The 16,486-nt window shown below is 67.2% G+C and carries 15 protein-coding genes; 7 read left to right on the plus strand and 8 right to left on the minus strand.

Annotation, left to right across the window (positions count from 1 at the left end; all coding sequences use genetic code 11):
- From WU80_RS20460 to WU80_RS20495, 8 genes are all read right to left on the minus strand, one after another.
- The coding region (locus tag WU80_RS20460; RefSeq protein ID WP_055405822.1) for an MFS transporter at positions 1-1,053 on the minus strand (1,053 nt) is incomplete at its 3' end.
- Complete coding sequence (locus WU80_RS20465; protein ID WP_156349563.1) at positions 1,050-1,616, minus strand: PadR family transcriptional regulator; 567 nt, start codon at positions 1,614-1,616, stop codon at positions 1,050-1,052. The genes WU80_RS20460 and WU80_RS20465, both read right to left, overlap by 4 nt.
- Positions 1,617-1,690: 74 nt before the next feature.
- The gene (tpiA, locus tag WU80_RS20470) at positions 1,691-2,476 is read right to left on the minus strand and encodes a triose-phosphate isomerase (protein WP_055403472.1); all 786 of its coding nucleotides are present in this window, start codon (positions 2,474-2,476) and stop codon (positions 1,691-1,693) included.
- Positions 2,473-3,711, minus strand: coding sequence for a phosphoglycerate kinase (pgk, locus tag WU80_RS20475; protein ID WP_055403471.1), 1,239 nt, complete (start codon positions 3,709-3,711; stop codon positions 2,473-2,475). The genes tpiA and pgk overlap by 4 nt, the downstream gene beginning before the upstream one ends.
- A 2-nt stretch (positions 3,712-3,713) precedes the next feature.
- Positions 3,714-4,733 carry a type I glyceraldehyde-3-phosphate dehydrogenase gene (gene gap, locus WU80_RS20480; protein WP_055403470.1) on the minus strand — a complete coding sequence of 340 codons (1,020 nt, stop codon included), beginning with the start codon at positions 4,731-4,733 and terminating at the stop codon, positions 3,714-3,716.
- Between the two features lie 112 nt (positions 4,734-4,845).
- The gene (locus WU80_RS20485; RefSeq protein WP_055403469.1) at positions 4,846-6,273 is read right to left on the minus strand and encodes an NAD(P)/FAD-dependent oxidoreductase; all 1,428 of its coding nucleotides are present in this window, start codon (positions 6,271-6,273) and stop codon (positions 4,846-4,848) included.
- Positions 6,270-8,042, minus strand: a complete 1,773-nt coding sequence (locus WU80_RS20490; RefSeq protein WP_055403468.1) for a DUF3556 domain-containing protein — start codon at positions 8,040-8,042, stop codon at positions 6,270-6,272. Before WU80_RS20490 ends, WU80_RS20485 begins: the two co-directional genes overlap by 4 nt.
- 151 nt (positions 8,043-8,193) lie before the next feature.
- A complete protein-coding gene (locus tag WU80_RS20495) occupies positions 8,194-8,547 on the minus strand; it encodes a hypothetical protein (RefSeq protein ID WP_055403467.1) in 354 nt (117 codons plus the stop codon).
- Positions 8,548-8,916: 369 nt separating this feature from the next.
- Between WU80_RS20495 and WU80_RS20500 the strand changes: the two genes are divergently transcribed.
- The 7 genes from WU80_RS20500 to WU80_RS20530 form a co-directional block, all read left to right on the plus strand.
- On the plus strand, positions 8,917-9,657 hold the full coding sequence (locus WU80_RS20500) for a lysophospholipid acyltransferase family protein (protein ID WP_231633875.1): 741 nt from the start codon (positions 8,917-8,919) through the stop codon (positions 9,655-9,657).
- 60 nt (positions 9,658-9,717) lie between these two features.
- The gene (gene fadD12, locus WU80_RS20505; protein WP_231633876.1) at positions 9,718-11,304 is read left to right on the plus strand and encodes an acyl-CoA ligase FadD12; all 1,587 of its coding nucleotides are present in this window, start codon (positions 9,718-9,720) and stop codon (positions 11,302-11,304) included.
- Positions 11,304-12,575 carry an alpha/beta hydrolase gene (locus WU80_RS20510; RefSeq protein WP_055403464.1) on the plus strand — a complete coding sequence of 424 codons (1,272 nt, stop codon included), beginning with the start codon at positions 11,304-11,306 and terminating at the stop codon, positions 12,573-12,575. Before fadD12 ends, WU80_RS20510 begins: the two co-directional genes overlap by 1 nt.
- A gap of 221 nt (positions 12,576-12,796) precedes the next feature.
- Positions 12,797-14,050 carry a cytochrome P450 gene (locus WU80_RS20515; protein WP_055403463.1) on the plus strand — a complete coding sequence of 418 codons (1,254 nt, stop codon included), beginning with the start codon at positions 12,797-12,799 and terminating at the stop codon, positions 14,048-14,050.
- Complete coding sequence (locus WU80_RS20520; RefSeq protein ID WP_082459863.1) at positions 14,043-14,732, plus strand: TetR/AcrR family transcriptional regulator; 690 nt, start codon at positions 14,043-14,045, stop codon at positions 14,730-14,732. The genes WU80_RS20515 and WU80_RS20520 overlap by 8 nt, the downstream gene beginning before the upstream one ends.
- Before the next feature lie 7 nt (positions 14,733-14,739).
- On the plus strand, positions 14,740-15,978 hold the full coding sequence (locus WU80_RS20525; protein ID WP_055403462.1) for a cytochrome P450: 1,239 nt from the start codon (positions 14,740-14,742) through the stop codon (positions 15,976-15,978).
- Positions 15,979-16,103: 125 nt separating this feature from the next.
- A partial coding sequence (locus WU80_RS20530; protein ID WP_156349561.1) for a DUF222 domain-containing protein occupies positions 16,104-16,486 on the plus strand: 383 nt, incomplete at its 3' end.

The following is a 16,486-nucleotide window of genomic DNA, read 5'->3' on the forward strand; positions in this document are numbered from 1 at the left end:
TGTGTATAAGAGACAGGCCACCAGCACGGTCCGGCCGAAGCGTGCCGCCAGGGTGTCGCTTTGTGAGGCGCCGCCCACCAGCCCGACGGCGAACGGCGTCACCGCCAGACCGGATTGCAGCGCGGTGTGGCCGAGCCCCGCCTGCCACAACAGCGCGATGGTGAAGAAGATGCTCGTGAACGCCGCGAAGTACACCAGCGCGAGCAGCACGCCGCCGGTGAAGGACGCGTGCGCGAACAGTCGCGGCGGCACCAGCGGATTGCCCCCACTCGCCTCGACGTGGCGCTCCCACCGGGCGAACACCGCGAGCAACGCCGCGGCGCCGGCCATCGAGGCGTACGTCCACAGCGGCCAGCCGTCTTGCTGTCCCTGGATCAACGGGACCAGCAACGCGACCAGCGCCGCGGACAGCAGGATCAGGCCGGCCCAGTCCGCCGACGTCGCCGCGCGGTCGCTTCCCACCGGCAGGAGGACGGCCGCGGCGACGACCGCGAGCACGCCCAGCGGCACGTTGACGTCGAACACCAATCGCCACCCCGGGTCCGGCCCGAACGCCTGGATGATCAGCCCCCCGACCAGCGGGCCCAGCGCCACGGAGAAACCGATGGTCGACCCCATGATCGCCAGGGCCCGCGCCCGTTTGCGGTCGGTGAACATCAGCTGGATCAACGCGGTGACCGACGTGAAGAAGATGCCACCGCCGAGTCCCTGAACGGCCCGCGCACAGACGAGCGGAGTCTCGCCGTGCGCAAGTCCGCAGGCCAGGCTCGCCGCGGTGAACAACGACAGGCCCACGACGAAGACCCATTTGTGGCCGAACCGGTCACCCACCCTGCCAGCGGGTATCAGAGCCAACCCGAAAGCCAGCGCATAGCCCGAAACTATCCATGACAGCGTGGCGTTCGACGCCGCAAGGCCGGTGCGGATGGCCGGCAGTGCGACGTTGACGATGGTGGTATCCAGCAATGCCATGAACGCGCCCACCAGCAGCACCGCCAGGGCGAACCAGTTGCGGCGTTCGGCACCAATGGTTTTCGGCATCGAGGTCGTCACGACTGCTCACCTCCCGCGCGCCGGCCGGTGACTATCGTCGGGAGCGCCTCGGAAAGCTCTTCATGCCAACCGATTTCGGCGCGCAGCCGGTCGGCCCGGTGCTTCATGACCAGCTTCTCGGCCACGGTGAGGTAGCGGTCGATCGCGGCGGCATGGGCTTCCCACTCGGTGAGCATGGCGTTCAGCGACGTGATCCGGGCCGCGATGGTCGCCGGCAGGTCACCGAGGTGGTCGGGCTGCAACCGGGTGATCGCCAGGTCGAACGGGTCCGGTTTGATGACGATCTCGCGCAGCGCGCGCAGCCGCAGACCGCCCAGCGCCTCGCGGCCGGCATCGGTGATGGCCCAGATCTGCCGTTGCGGATACGCGCCGGACCGCTCGATGCGAACCTCCTCGATGAGGTCGTCGGCGGCCAGTCGCTTGATCGCTCCGTACAGGGCGCCCACGGTGATGTCCGTCCAGAGGGCGACGTGCTCTTCCTCGGCAAGCAGGCGGAGCTGGTGTCCATGCATCGGGCCGCGCTCCTCGAGACCCGCCAGGATGAAGATACGTATCGATGACACGCAACTACTCTCGCACGAGTACTCGCCCGTAGTCCAGAGGCAATGCAAACTGAGCAGGGTTCGGCCGGCCGGGCCTATGGCAGGGGCCCACCGGCGGCGATCGCTGCCAGCGTCGCGAACTGCTCGCCCTCCAGCGAGGCGCCCCCGACCAGGCCGCCGTCGATGTCCTCCTGAGCGACGAGATCGCCGACGTTCTTGGCGTTCATCGAACCGCCGTAGAGCACCCGGACGCTTTCGGCGATCTTTGGCGACGCGAGGGACGCCAACTCTTTGCGGATCGCCGCACACACCTCCTGCGCGTCGGCGGAGCTGGCCACCCGGCCCGTGCCGATCGCCCACACCGGCTCGTAGGCGATCACCACGTTGGCGATCTGCTCGGCCGATAGCCCGGCCAGCGAGCCGCGCAGCTGGTTTTCGCAGTAACTGACGTGTTCGCCCGCCTCGCGAGTCTCGAGGTGCTCGCCGATGCACACGATCGGGGTCAGCTCGTGCTTGAGCGCCGCGGCGGCCTTCGCGGCCACCAGCGCGTCGTCCTCGTTGTGATAGGTGCGCCGCTCGGAGTGGCCGACCACGACGAAGCTGCAACCGAGCTTGGCCAGGAAGGCCCCGCTGATGTCACCGGTGTAGGCGCCCGAGTCGTGCGGGGACAGGTCCTGGCCGCCGTAGGTCAGCCGCAGCTTGTCGCCGTCGACCAGGGTCTGCACGCTGCGCAGGTCCGTGAACGGCGGCAGGACGGTGACGTCGACCTTGTCGTAGTACTTGTCCGGCAGCGCGAACGCGATCTTCTGCACCAGCGCGATCGCCTCGAAGTGGTTGAGGTTCATCTTCCAGTTGCCGGCGATCAGCGGCTTGCGGCTCACGCGTCTCCTCCACTTGGTTGCGGCTCCCCGAGCACCTCGATGCCCGGCAGCGTCTTGCCCTCCAGGTATTCCAGGGACGCGCCGCCGCCGGTGGAGATGTGCGAGAAGTCGGCCTCCGGGATGCCCAGGGCGCGCACCGCGGCGGCGGAGTCGCCGCCGCCCACCACGCTGAACGCGCCCTTGCCGGTGGCCGCGGCGATGGCCTCGGCGACGCCCCGGGTGCCCGTGGCGAACGCCGGGAACTCGAACACGCCCATGGGGCCGTTCCAGAAGACGGTGCGGGCGTTGGACAGCAGGGCCGCGAAGCGCTTCACCGATTCAGGCCCGATGTCCAGCCCGATCACGTCGTCACCGATGGCGTCGGCGGCCACCGTCTGCGGCGGCGAGTCCGCGGCGAACCGCTCGGCCACCACGACGTCCCTGGGCAGCCGCAGCACGTCGACGTAGGTGTCCAGCAACCGGCGGCAGGTGTCCACCATCTCTTCTTCGAGCAGCGACTTCCCCACCGAAAAGCCTTGTGCGGCAAGGAATGTGAAGCACATGCCGCCGCCGATCACGATGCTGTCGGCCTTGGTCGCCAACGATTCGATGACGCCGAGCTTGTCGGACACCTTCGACCCGCCGAGCACGACGGCGTACGGCCGCTCGGTGGAGCTGGTCAGCTGCTCCAACACCGCGATCTCCTCGGCCACCAGGGTGCCGGCGTAGTGCGGCAGCAGCGTGGCGACGTCGTACACCGAGGCCTGCTTGCGGTGCACCACCCCGAAGCCGTCGGAGACGAAAGCCCCTCCGGGCGAGACCAATTCGGCGAGCTCGCGGGCGAGCGCGAGCCGCTCCCCGTCGTCCTTGCTGGTCTCGCGCGGATCGAAGCGGATGTTCTCCAGCAGCAGCACGTCGCCGTCCGTCAGCCCCTCGGCCCGGGCCAGCGCGTCGCCGCCGACCACATCGCCGGCCAACTGCACGTGCCGGCCGAGGTGTTCGCCGAGCGCGGCGGCGACCGGCGCCAGCGACAGCTTCGGGTCGGGGCCACCCTTCGGGCGACCGAGGTGCGCGGCGACCACGACCTTGGCGCCGGCGTCGACGAGCGCCTGCAGCGTCGGCACCGACGCGGCGATCCGGCCCGGGTCGGTGATGGCGCCCTCCTCGTCGAGCGGCACGTTCAGGTCGGAGCGCACCAACACGCCGCGACCCGAGACGCCTTCGGCGAGAAGGTCTTTCAGGTTCGGAATGCCCACGACTACAGGGACTTGCCGACCAGCGCGACGAGGTCTATGAGGCGGTTGGAGTAGCCCCACTCGTTGTCGTACCAGGACACCACCTTGGCCTGGTTGTCGATCACCTTGGTCAGCCCGGAGTCGAAGATCGAGCTGTGCGGATCGGTGACGATGTCGCTGGAGACGATCGGCGCGTCGTAGTACTTCAGGATGCCCTTCAGCCGGCCCTCGGCGGCGGCCTTGAACGCCGCGTTGATCTCGTCGGCGCTGGCCGACTTGGCCAGTTCGACGGTCAGGTCGGTGACCGAACCGGTGGGGATCGGCACCCGCAACGCGTAACCGTCGAGCTTGCCCTTCAGTTCGGGCATCACCAGCCCGATCGCCTTGGCGGCGCCGGTGGAGGTCGGCACGATGTTCAGCGCGGCCGCGCGGGCGCGACGCAGGTCCTTGTGCGGGCCGTCCTGCAGGTTCTGGTCCTGGGTGTAGGCGTGGATCGTGGTCATCAGCCCCTTGACGATGCCGAACTCGTCCTGGAGCACCCGGGTGACCGGCGCCAGGCAGTTCGTGGTGCACGACGCGTTGGAGATGATGTTCTGGCTGCCGTCGTACTTGTCGTCGTTGACGCCGAGCACGATGGTGATGTCCTCGTCGGTGGCGGGCGCGGAGATGATCACCTTCTTGGCGCCGGCGTCCAGGTGGCCCCTGGCCTTGGCCGCGTTGGTGAAGATGCCGGTGGACTCGACGACGACGTCGACCCCGAGGTCACCCCAGGGCAGCGCCGCCGGGCCTTCCTTCACCTCGAGCGCCTTGATCTTCTTGCTGCCCACGACGATGGTGTCGTCACCTTCGAGGCTGACGTCATACGGCAGGCGGCCCAGGATGGAGTCGAATTTCAGCAGGTGCGCCAGGCTGGCGTTGTCGGTGAGGTCGTTGACCGCGATCACCTCGATATCAGCGGTGCCCTGCTCCTGTTGAGCCAGTAAGGCCCGGTAGAAGTTCCGCCCGATTCGACCGAAGCCGTTGATGCCTACTCGGACCGTCACTTGTCTCTCCCTGTCTTGTGATGTCTCTAGAGTCCGCTGATTACGCGCTCGCCGTCAGCCTAGATGAGTAACATGCACGGTCGCCGCCCCGGTTCCCGCGGCGAATGTGATGTCAGCCGCGGCGCGGTTTCTTCAGCCACTTCAGCGCCGACTCGGCGGCGTGGTAGCCGCACAGCCCGTGGATGCCGGCCCCCGGCGGCGTCGACTGGGAACACAGGTAGACGCCCGGGACGCCGGTCGCGTAGGGGTCGACGGCGATGCGCGGGCGGAAGATGACCTGCAGCCCGTCGTTGGCGCCGCCGATGATGTCACCGCCGATGAAGTTGGCGTTGTACGCCTGCAGTTCCGCGGTCGACTTGCTGACCGTCGCCAGCACGCGCTCGGAGAAGCCGGGCGCGAACCGCTCGATCTGCCCGACGACGGCGGTGGTGGCGTCGCCGTCGTAGCCGAACGGCACGTGCGCGTACGCCCAGATCGGGTTGACGTTGCCCGCCGAACGCGACGGGTCGGCCAGGTATTGCTGGCCGAGGAGGACGAAGGGCCGGTCGACCATCTTGCCCTGCGCGCGTTGGCGTTCGGTGTCGGCCATCTCGGCGAAGGTGCCGCCGAGGTGCACGGTGCCGGCCCGCGCGCAGTCGGGGTTCGTCCACGGGATGTCGCCCTCGATCGCGAAGTCGACCTTGAACGCCGAGGAGCCCTCGCGGTAGCGCCCGTACGACCGCCGGATCCGGCCCGGCATCGCGTCGCCGTAGAGGGCGAGCGCGGCGGCCGGGCTGAGGTCGAGCATGACGATGTCCGCGTCCGGGATGTCTTTGCGGCTGGTGACCGTCACCCCGGTGGCCACCGAGCCGCCGTGCTCCTTCAGCGCGGCGGCCAGCGCCTGGCTGATGGACCCGGACCCGCCTTGCGCGACGGGCCAGCCGTAGCGGTGCCCGCTGGCCAGGATCATCAGCCCGAGGGACGCGGTGAGCGGGCGGTCCAGCCGCGTGTAGACGTGCGCGGCGGCGCCGCCGAACAACGCGCGGACCGGCTCAGTGCGAAACCAGCGGGCCATCGTGGTGGCCGGCAGCAGCGCCCGGGGCCCGAAGGCGGCCAGGCGAATCGGGTGGCGCGGGATGCCCAGCACCGGGCCGAGCAGGTCCTCGGCCAGCTCATCGAACCCCGCCGCCAGGTCCCCGATCGCCCGCCGCCAGCGGGCGGCGTCGGGGCCCATGCGGGCCACCGTCTCCTCGATCGACCGGTAGAGCACGCCGGCGCTTCCGTCGTCGAGCGGGTGCGCGCAGTCGACCTCCGGCCAGTTCCACCGCAGCCCGTGGCGCTGCAGGTCGATCTCCTTCCACAACGGCGAGCCCACGCCCAGCGGGTGAAACGCCGAGCAGTGGTCGTGGATGACGCCTGGCAGCGTCAGTTCGCCGGAGCGGGCTCCCCCACCGACGGTGTCGCGCGCCTCGAGCACCTGAACGTCGACGCCGTGGCGGGCGAGCTGGATCGCCGCGGCCAGGCCGTTGGGGCCGGCGCCGACGACCACCGCACGGGTCATCGAGCGCTGCGCCGCGTCGGGTCGCCGCGAGCGATCACATGCACGGGCAACTCGTCTCCGGGCTCCGGCCACGGCTGCCGGGTGAGCATGTCGTCGACGTTGACATAGCCTTCCTCGATCAGTCCAGCCTTGGCGTCGAAGATGCGGTACCACTGCTTCCGGATGTGGATCGGCTGTCCCTCGAGGACGATCACCCGCACGTCGCCGTCGGAGAAGTGGCAGCGGCGCTGCACGGCTTCGAGCAGCTGCTCGTTGTGCAGGTGGCCCTCGCCGAAGTTCCAGCCGACGAGCGGCCCGGCGACGATCTCGCCCTCGCGGATCTTGTAATTGGCCTCCTCGGCCTCTCCCCCCAAGGCGCGAGGCACCAGGGCGTTGAGCGCGCGGCCGTGCACGTGCATGGCCCGGAACGCCGCGGTCTTGTCCGCCATGATCTCCGCGGTCTCGGGGTCGTAGAGCCGGGCCAGCTGGTTGACGACGAGGGCGGAGCTCTTGACGATCTCGGCGTCGATCTTTTCCTCGGCGCCGGCGCGGAAGCACCACACGCTGGAGGCCCAGTTGCCGGCGTAATACCTCATCGCCGGGAGGAATGAAATCTTCTCCGGGAACATGTTTCCCACGATCACGAATGCCGCCGCGGCGATGACGAGGGCCCACAGCAGCGGCGAACGCAGGTCGGTGGCCCGGATCGAGGCGTAGTGCCCGAACAGATAGAACAGCGAGAAGATGAAAAAAACGTTCCACTCCAACGGAACTCCCATCGGGAGGTTGGAAATGATGTTGAGGTGGAAGATGACCATGAATCCGATCAGGAACCACCGCCACGGGTGATCGCCGGCGAAGAAGACCAGCACGGTCGGAACCACGAATTCGGCTGTGGTGCCGCCGACGTGGGCCATCATCTTCGGCAACCAGGTGGGACGCAGATCGTTGATGTGGTCGCGGTACAGCATGTGCTTGAGCGGGTTGAACAGTTTGGGCCGCAACAGCGCGTTGTTGCTCGTCATCACCGACACCACATACGGGAAGTGGTGGTTTAGCTTGGATGTTGCGGCGCCCCACCACAACAACAGCATGATGAGCTTGTATGCCGCGATCTGATCGGTGAACGGGAAGAAGAACACAAACAGCTTGAGCCAGTAGTGCTCGCCGCGCGCGGCCAAGAAAATGGTCTTGTCGCGCAGGCCCAGTACGGCCAGCGCGACGATCGTCGGGATGACGCGAACGGGGTCGATCAGGCCAACGTCACCGGCCGCGGTGACCGGCCCGCCGTGGCCGGGCGACAGCAGCGCCCACACCCCGCCGGCCAAAACGATTGCGTACAGCGCGACGTCGACGACGGTGCGGTTGTCACCGGCCGTGAACGGCACCTTTGTCGGCCACGCCGGCAGCCGAATCGTGTTGGGCCGCAACCAGTACAAGATCCCACCGATGGGCGGCATGAACCGTCCGGTCAGCGGGCCGGACCCACAACCCAGGCCCAGCACCTCGAACATCAGCGTGTAGACGATGACCTTCTGGTAGACGATCGGCTGCGTCCACCAGTCGGCGATGCGGCCGAGCCCGCCGAGGCCCGGGGTCAGCGAGATGATCGCGGCGGCGACGACGATGTACAGGGCGATCTTGATCAGGTACAGCAGATACACGGCATACGGTGTCCCGAAGCCGTGTTCCGCCCAGTGCCGCGTCACGACCTGCAGCCGGGTGGCCCGGGGCAGAGTGGGCCAGGCCTTGCGATCGACGTCGGGAAGCTCCGGGGTCATGAATCCCATGGGCGGCCTCGTTCGGTGTCGGGAGAAACCAGTTCGACCCTCAAATGTATCGGCACCGCGATCCAGTGTCACCGATTCCGCGCCACCCGGCTCCCCGCCGGTGGTATTGGCGACGAAAACCGTTGTGTTTCAGGCGAATACGAGGGCTCGGCTAGCGAGCCATGGGGCGCCGCCGCGCGGAATGGGCGGGCGGCTCGCCGGGGGCCCGGCGGGCGAATCGGCGGCGCAGGTTCTCCAGCATCGCGTCGAGATTGTCCCGATCCTGTTCCTCGATTCGCGCCATGCGCCGAAGGTTGCAGACGGCATCGGCGTCACCGGCGACTTGCGCGGACGCGATCGCCTTCTGATAGTCGTCGATCCGCTGTTCGATGAGCCTGCGATTCTGGGAGAGCAGCCGGATGAAGTAGTCCGCCTGGCGCTGATCCGCCGCGTCCGCGCCGGCCGGGTCGACGTCGCCCGCCGGCGCGGGCGGCTGGCTCGTCTGGGCCGGTTCGGACCGGACCACGCTGGCGTGCAGCCGGCGAGCGCGCCGGTCACGAGGCGTGATTTTGCGTGCGGGGCCCGATCGGGCGCTTAGTTCGGGGGACAAACCGGCAGCGTCCATCGGGTTCCCCGCTTCTCGATATCTCACTGAGGGCGTCGTAACAATAGCGCCCGGACCGGGGCGACACCATATCAATGGACGCGATCGATGGACGCGGACAGAAATAAGCACCATGACGGCGGCCGCGCAGCGCTCGCTACCATCAAACTCGGCGCGGCCTTCAAACCTCGAGCGGCCTCGCGGGAGCGTCAAGGGAGGAACGTGACCGAAAACGATCACCGCGACGGCGGCGACATCGGCAAATTCGACCCCGTCCTGACCCAGCGCCTGATGGGCGTGATGCGCCCGGCGCTGAAGGTCTACTTCCGGTCCGAGGTGCACGGCCTGGATTCGTTCCCGCCCGGCGGGGCGCTGGTCGTCGGCAATCACTCCGGCGGCATGTTCCCGATGGACGTCCCGATCTTCACCGTGCACTTCTACGAGAAATTCGGCTACGACCGGCCCGTGTACACGCTGAGCCACGACATCCTCATGACCGGCCCCACCGGAGACTTCTTCCGACGCACCGGGTACATCCGGGCGAACCGGGAGAACGCGGCCCAGGCCCTGCGGTCCGGCGGGGTGGTGATCGTCTTTCCCGGCGGTGACTACGACGCGTACCGGCCGACGCTGTCGGAGAACGTCATCGACTTCGACGGCCGCAAGGGATACGTCAGGACGGCGATCGAGGCCGGCGTCCCCATCGTGCCCGCGGTGTCCATCGGCGGGCAGGAGACGCAGCTCTACCTGTCGCGCGGGACCTGGCTGGCCGAGCGGCTGGGGGTGAAGCGCCTGCTGCGCAGCGCCATCCTGCCGCTATCGTTCGGCTTCCCCTTCGGGTTCAGCGCCGTGATTCCGCCCAACCTGCCGCTGCCCACCAAGATCGTCACGCAGGTGCTGAAGCCGATCGACATCGCCGCGCAATTCGGCGACGACCCGGACGTCGACGAGGTCGACGAGCATGTCCGATCGGTGATGCAGCAGGCCCTCAAGGACCTGGCCGCCAAGCGACGCTTCCCGATCCTGGGCTGAGCCGTGGCTTCTCCCTTGAATCAAGCCTTCGGCGTCATCACCACCCTGCGGCGCGCGGGCATGATCGCGCCGATGCGGCCCGACCGCTACCTGAAGATCGCCGCGGCCATGCGCCGCGAGGGCATGGGGATGACCGTCGGCTTCGCCAGTGCGGCGCAACGCTGCCCCGACCGGCCCGGCCTGATCGACGAACTGGGCACGCTGACCTGGCGCCAGCTGGACGAGCGGATCAACGCGCTCGCCGCGGCGCTGCAGAAACTGCCCGCCGGCCAGCCCCGGGTCGTCGGGATCATGTGCCGCAACCACCGCGGCTTCGTCGAGGCGGTGGTGGCCACCAACCGGATCGGGTCCGACGTGGTGTTGCTCAACACGTCATTCGCCGGGCCGGCGCTCGCCGAAGTCGTCAACCGCGAGGGTGTGGACGCCGTCATCTACGACGAGGAGTTCACCGAGACCTTGGACCGCGCGCTGGCCGACAAACCCGAGGCCACCCGCATCGTGGCCTGGACCGTCCCCCGCGAGCGGGAGGGGCCCCCAGGGCAGCACGAGCTCACCGTCGAGCGGCTGATCGGCGCGCACAGCGGCCAGCAGCCCGAGCGCACCGGGCGCAAGGGCAGGATGATCCTGCTGACCTCCGGCACCACCGGAACGCCCAAGGGCGCCAACCAAACTGGCGGCAACGCGGGCATCGGCACGCTCAAGGCCATCCTGGACCGCACGCCGTGGCGGGCCGAGGAGACGGTCGTGGTCGTGGCGCCGATGTTCCACGCCTGGGGTTTCTCGCAGTTGATCTTCGCGGCGTCGATGGCGTGCACGGTGGTCACCCGGCGCAAGTTCGATCCGGAGGCGACGCTGGACCTCATCGACCGGCACCGGGCGACCGGCCTGGCGGTGGTGCCGGTGATGTTCGACCGCATCATGGAGTTGCCGCCCGAGGTGCGCAAGCGGTACAGCTGCAAGACATTGCGATTCGCGGCGGCATCCGGCTCGCGCATGCGCCCCGACGTCGTCACCGCGTTCATGGACGAATTCGGCGACGTGATCTACAACAACTACAACGCCACCGAGGCCGGCATGATCGCCACCGCCACCCCGGCGGACCTGCGGGCGGCGCCCGACACCGCGGGCCGGCCGGCGGGCGGGACCGAAATCCGGATTCTGGATGCGGATTTCAACGAATTGCCCACCGGTGAGGTCGGCACCATCTATGTCCGCAACGACACCCAGTTCGAGGGTTACACGTCGGGCAGCACGAAAGATTTCCACGCCGGGTTCATGTCCTCGGGCGACGTGGGCTATCTGGACGAGGCCGGCCGGTTGTTCGTGGTCGGGCGCGACGACGAGATGATCGTCTCCGGCGGGGAGAACGTCTACCCGATCGAGGTGGAGAAGACGCTGGCGGCGCACGACGACGTGGCCGAGGCCGCGGTGATCGGCGTCGACGACGAGCAGTACGGCCAGCGCCTGGCGGCGTTCGTGGTGCTGAGCCCGGGCGCCCAGGCCACGGCCGAGACGCTCAAGCAACACGTCCGGGACAACCTGGCCAACTACAAGGTCCCCCGCGAAATCGCCATCCTCGACGAGCTTCCGCGCAGCAGCACCGGAAAGATCCTGCGCAGCGATCTGCAGTCCCGGGTCACCGGCTGATGCGTCGCTTTTCGCAACTGCGGCGTCCCCGGCCGCTGGCGCGCGCCGCCCTGGAATTGGCCAACGCCGCCAACGGATTACGGCCGCTGGCCCGCAAGGGCTACAGCACCGTGCTGGTCTTCTGGTTCGGCTGGCCGACTTCGGAGGTGCCGGGCGTCTACTTCTCCGTCTCGCTGGTGGACGCGCTGCGGCGCTGGCGGCGCGGCCATTTCGAGGGGCGGCGCGGCAAGGCGGCGCTGGCGCTGACCGCCGCGTCGTGGGCGATCCTGGGGGTGATCCGCTACCGCGCCGTCACCACCCCCGGGCCGGTGCTGGAGGCGGGGCTGCGCGAGCAGCTCGGACACGACTATTCCGAGGCGCTGGGCAAGCTGCCGCACACCAAGCCCACCCGCAGTGGGCGGCGCAGCCTGCCGCTGGGCAACACCGTGGCGCGCCGGCGCTACGTCGAGAAGACCAACATTGTGTCCTACGGGCCCAACGGCCGCGCCAACCTCGCCGACATCTGGCGGCGCCGCGACCTGCCGCGCGACGCCAAGGCCCCGGTGCTGCTGCAGGTGCCGGGCGGCGCCTGGATGATCGGGATGCGGCGGCCGCAGGCCTACCCCCTGATGAGCCACCTGGCCGCGCGCGGCTGGGTGTGTGTCTCGATCGGCTATCGGGTCTCCCCTCGGCACACCTGGCCCGATCACATCGTCGACGTCAAACGGGCGCTGGCGTGGGTCAAGGAGAACATCGCCGACTACGGCGGTGACCCCGACTTCGTCGCGGTCACCGGCGGCTCCGCGGGCGGGCACCTGTGCGCGCTGGCGGCGCTGACCCCGAACGACCCGAAGTTCCAGCCTGGCTTCGAAGAAGCCGACACGTCGGTGGTGGCCGCCGTCCCGATCTACGGCCGCTACGACTGGTTCTCCACCGAGGGCGAGGGCCGGCCAGAGTTCGTCTCGCTGCTCGAAAAGTTCGTCGTCAAGCGGCCATTCGACTCTCACCGCGACGTCTACGTCGACGCGTCACCGATCCGGCGGCTACACGCCGACGCGCCGCCCTTCTTCGTGTTGCACGGCAGCGACGATTCGCTCATCCCCGTCGGCGAGGCCCAGGAGTTCATCGAGGAACTGCGCGCGGTGTCGAAATCCCCGGTCGCGTACGCCGAATTGCCCAGCGCACAACACGCTTTCGACATCTTCAGCTCGCCCCGCGCGCATCGGTCGGCGGAGGCCGTCGCGCGCTTCCTGTCCTGGGTGTACGCGACCAACCCGCCCGAGCGCGACTAAGGCCTGACTTCCAGCTCCTCGAGGCGTGTCGGCGCCTCATCGCCTGCGCCTGCGCCAGCGATACGGACGTCGAATACCAAGTTGTATGACCATCGCAGGATACCTAGCTCCGCGTCTCGCGATATGGGCTTGTGCATTGACGTGCCTGAGTGGTGGTCATACACTATGCGTATGGATGTCCAACCCGCCATCTACTGTCGCCAACGGAAGTTGAGACATCAATGAATCCGAAAAGCACCGCTCCCAACGTCCTCGACGCCGGCCTCCCCACGTTCAGCTACGGCCTTGACGCCACTCCGCAGGACATCCTCGAAGACGTGCGCACCGCGCAATCGCGTGCGCCCATCGCCATCGGCCCTCTCGGTCCCGAAATACTCTCCTACGATCTGGCGCGGGATATGCTGCGCGACAGCAGATTCAGGCTGCCACCCGGCCTGACGCTGGCAGCACAGGGCGTCACCTCAGGCCCGCTGTACGACAAGCTGATGAGCAGCCTCCTTGGTCTCGACGGCCCGCCGCATACTCGCTTACGCAAACTGGTGTCGAGGGCGTTCACTCCGCGCGCCACGTCACCTTTACAGGACACGATTCATGAAGTGGTGAACGCACTGATCGATCACGTAGCAGAGGCCGGTCGCTGCGACGTCGTGACCGACATCGCGCGGCCCTACCCCACCCCGATCATGTGTGCGCTGATCGGTGCGCCTCGGGCAGACTGGCATCTTTTCGCACAGTGGACCGACGAAATTTTCAAGGCTTTCAACATTCAGCCCGACGCCAACTTCGATGAAGCCGCGATCATGCGGTCGTGGAACGAGCTGGACGCCTATGTCGATGACATGGTCGCTGCACGCAGGAGTCATCTGACTGATGATCTGCTGTCTGAGCTCATCCGCGCCGAAAGCGAGGGCGACCGGCTCAATCTCGACGAACTGCGCATGCTGGTGGCCGGCTTCCTGATGGCGGGGACGGACACCACCCGACACCAACTGGCTGCCTCGGTGCAGGTGCTGTGCGAGCATCCGGATCAATGGGCGAAGCTGGGCGACCAGCCAGAGCTTGCGATGCAGGCGGTTGAGGAGAGCATGCGGCACTCGCCGGCGGTCTGTGTCGCGGTGCGAGCCGCTACCGAGGATGCCGAATTTGGTGGGTACACGTTCCCGGCGGGGACCTTGGTAGTCGTGAACACCTTTGCAGCCAATCGTGATCCAGCGATTTATAGCGATGCTGATCGTTTCGACATCACCCGCAAGGACGTGCCGCCGATTCTGACTTTCGGTGGTGGCGCGCACTACTGCCTAGGGGCCAACCTCGCCCGCCGGGAATTGGCGGAAGCACTTATAGTCCTCGCCCGACGTCTCACCGCACCCCACCGCATCGCTCCTGCGCCGTGGAAATCCCTGCTCGGTATGACCGGCCCGACAACGCTCGAGATCGAATTCGAGGCCGAAATGCTTGTGGCTGCGGATGCGTAGTCGCGGCTGGGCGGGATCGACCCCCGCCTCGGACGAGGAGGCCATCGCCCGCATCCTGGATGCGGTGGACGAAGTGGTCGCCGAACACGGATCGGCGCTACGCCTGGCCGACGTCGCCCGGAAAGTCGGCGTCACTCGCCAGACGGTGTACCGCTACTTCCCCAACGCGGACGCGCTGCTCATCGCCAGCGCGATGCGTGCGGTCAACGGTTTCGTCGACCAAGTTGTAGACCACGTCAGCGGCCTCAATGACCCGGTCACTGCGATCGTCGAAATAATCTCGTTCGCAGTTGAAAACCTCACCGGCGATCCACAGTTGGAGAGCTTGCTTACCCAGCCCCCTGAGGGCGAAGCCGCCATCTCACTCACCTCCGACCCAGCGATCATTTTCTGCTTGTCAGCCTTCCACCGCCTCGATATCGATTGGAAGCTTCACGGCTTCGACACCACCGCGCTCAATGAGCTTGCCGAAATGACCTTGCGCACAGTGCATTCTCTCCTGACCGATCCCGGGCAGCGGCCGCGCGACGGAATCGCACTACGCCGCTTTGTTGCACGATGGCTCGGTCCAGCGATCCTCTATCCGCGGATGACGTCGCTGCCGATCCACGCAAACGAACGCTTCCACGATGAAGACGGCGAAAGACGAGGGGCTTTCACCTCGAGCAAATATGCCCGATAGTTAGCGGATGACAGCGCAGGCCGGATGTGATGAGTTCACCGATCTCGAAGATCCCATCATGTTCAGCGATCCCTATCCGAGATATGCCGAGCTGCGCAGATCAGCCCCGGTGTCGCGGGCGCGGGCCCCTCTGATAACCGGAGGTAAGGGCAAGGGGTACATGCTGACCCGATACGAAGATGTGCTCGCCATGCACGCCGACCCGCGGTTTTCCAGCGACGTGATGCGCCACGATCCGGTCCGCCGCGTGCGCTGGCTGATACCGAAGCCGATCCGGCTGCTGACCGAGACCATGGCGACCAAAGACGACCCCGATCATCAGCGATTGCGCAGACTGGTGCACAAAGCGTTCACGCCGAAATTGGTCGCCGGGTTGGCCGACGAGATCACCCGTATCGCGCTGGAGCTCATCGAGCAGTTGGCGCGGGCGGGCGAGGTCGATCTGGTCAGTGATTTCGCTGTGCCGTTCCCCTTGACGGTGATCGCCAGGTTGCTCGGCGTCAAAGACGACGAGCGCAAAGAATTCCATGTCCTGTGCATGCGGTTGACCCAGAGTTCGGCGTCGGGGCCACGGGGCATGTTCGGGGTGATCACTGCCGCCGCAAGGCTGACGGATCTGTTCGAACGCCTTGCCGATGAACGGCGTCTCGATCCCGACGACGGGCTCATTTCGCAGCTGGTGCGGGCCACCCACGAGGGTGACAAGCTCAGCGACCGCGAAGCGATAGCGATGATCTTTCTGCTCCTGCTGGCCGGACACGACACCACGTCCAACCTGATTGGCAACAGCGTCGTGGCCCTGCTCGACCACCCCGATCAGCTCGCGCTGCTGCGCGCGCAGCCGGAAATGATCGACGCCGGGATCGAGGAATTGTTGCGGTTCACCGCCCCGGTGGCGGTGGGCGCGCCACGCGTCGCGTTGGAGGACGTGGACATCGCGGGAACCCGAATCAGCAAGGGCAGCAGGGTTTTTGGGATGCTCATTTCCGCCAACCGAGATGAGACCGTCTTCCCCGATGCTGACGAACTCAATCTTTCGCGCTCACCGAACAAGCACTTGGCCTTCGCGTCCGGCGCACACTACTGCCTTGGGCATCACCTCGCACGATTGGAGGGCCGCATCGCGCTCACCGAGTTACTGCAGCGGTTTGACCATCTGGAGCTCACCGTGCCCCGGGAAAGTCTGCGGTTGCGGCGCATCGTTACCTTGCGGGGGTTGGAGTCGTTGCCGATGCGCGTCAGCTGACTGGGCGTCTCAGGTTGGCCAGGCTGGCGGCGGGCTGGCAATTCTGTGTAATCCCTTGTGTAACTTTGGTTTCAAGGGTCACAAGTCGGGCTTTTTTGTCGGTGGGTGTTCCTAGAGTTTGAGGCATGGGTGCGAGCAGTCGTGAGGAGATCGTCGAGGCTATCGACGCGCTCGGCGACGACGCGGACCGCTTGTGCGAGTTGTCCTTTGACGTGCTCACCACCCCGGAGCGGTTGCGCGTCTTGGAACGGGTGGAAAGCGTGGCACGCCGGCTGCGCACACCCCAGCACGCGCTGATCAACCAGCTCGATGCGCAGGCCAGTCCCGAAGAGTTGGGTGGCTCGTTGCGCTCGGGGCTGGCCGACCGGTTGCGCATCACCAAGGCCGACGCCGCCCGGCGCATCGAGGAAGCCCGCGAGCTCGGGCAGCGCCGGGCGCTGACCGGCGAACCGTTGCCGCCGAAATTGAGCGCGACCGCGGCCGGCCAACGCGCGGGACTGATCGGCGA

The organism is Mycobacterium sp. UM_11, from assembly GCF_001414075.1.
GTDB lineage: Bacteria > Actinomycetota > Actinomycetes > Mycobacteriales > Mycobacteriaceae > Mycobacterium.

Excerpts from the sequence above, each read along its gene's own strand:
- WU80_RS20485 (WP_055403469.1), bottom strand. The coding sequence starts at position 6,273 with ATGACCCGTGCGGTGGTCGTCGGCGCCGGCCCCAACGGCCTGGCCGCG.
- WU80_RS20490 (WP_055403468.1), bottom strand. The coding sequence starts at position 8,042 with ATGGGATTCATGACCCCGGAGCTTCCCGACGTCGATCGCAAGGCCTGG.
- WU80_RS20500 (WP_231633875.1), top strand. The coding sequence starts at position 8,917 with ATGGGCGTGATGCGCCCGGCGCTGAAGGTCTACTTCCGGTCCGAGGTG.
- fadD12 (WP_231633876.1), top strand. The coding sequence starts at position 9,718 with ATGATCGCGCCGATGCGGCCCGACCGCTACCTGAAGATCGCCGCGGCC.
- WU80_RS20510 (WP_055403464.1), top strand. The coding sequence starts at position 11,304 with ATGCGTCGCTTTTCGCAACTGCGGCGTCCCCGGCCGCTGGCGCGCGCC.
- WU80_RS20515 (WP_055403463.1), top strand. The coding sequence starts at position 12,797 with ATGAATCCGAAAAGCACCGCTCCCAACGTCCTCGACGCCGGCCTCCCC.
- WU80_RS20520 (WP_082459863.1), top strand. The coding sequence starts at position 14,043 with ATGCGTAGTCGCGGCTGGGCGGGATCGACCCCCGCCTCGGACGAGGAG.
- WU80_RS20525 (WP_055403462.1), top strand. The coding sequence starts at position 14,740 with ATGACAGCGCAGGCCGGATGTGATGAGTTCACCGATCTCGAAGATCCC.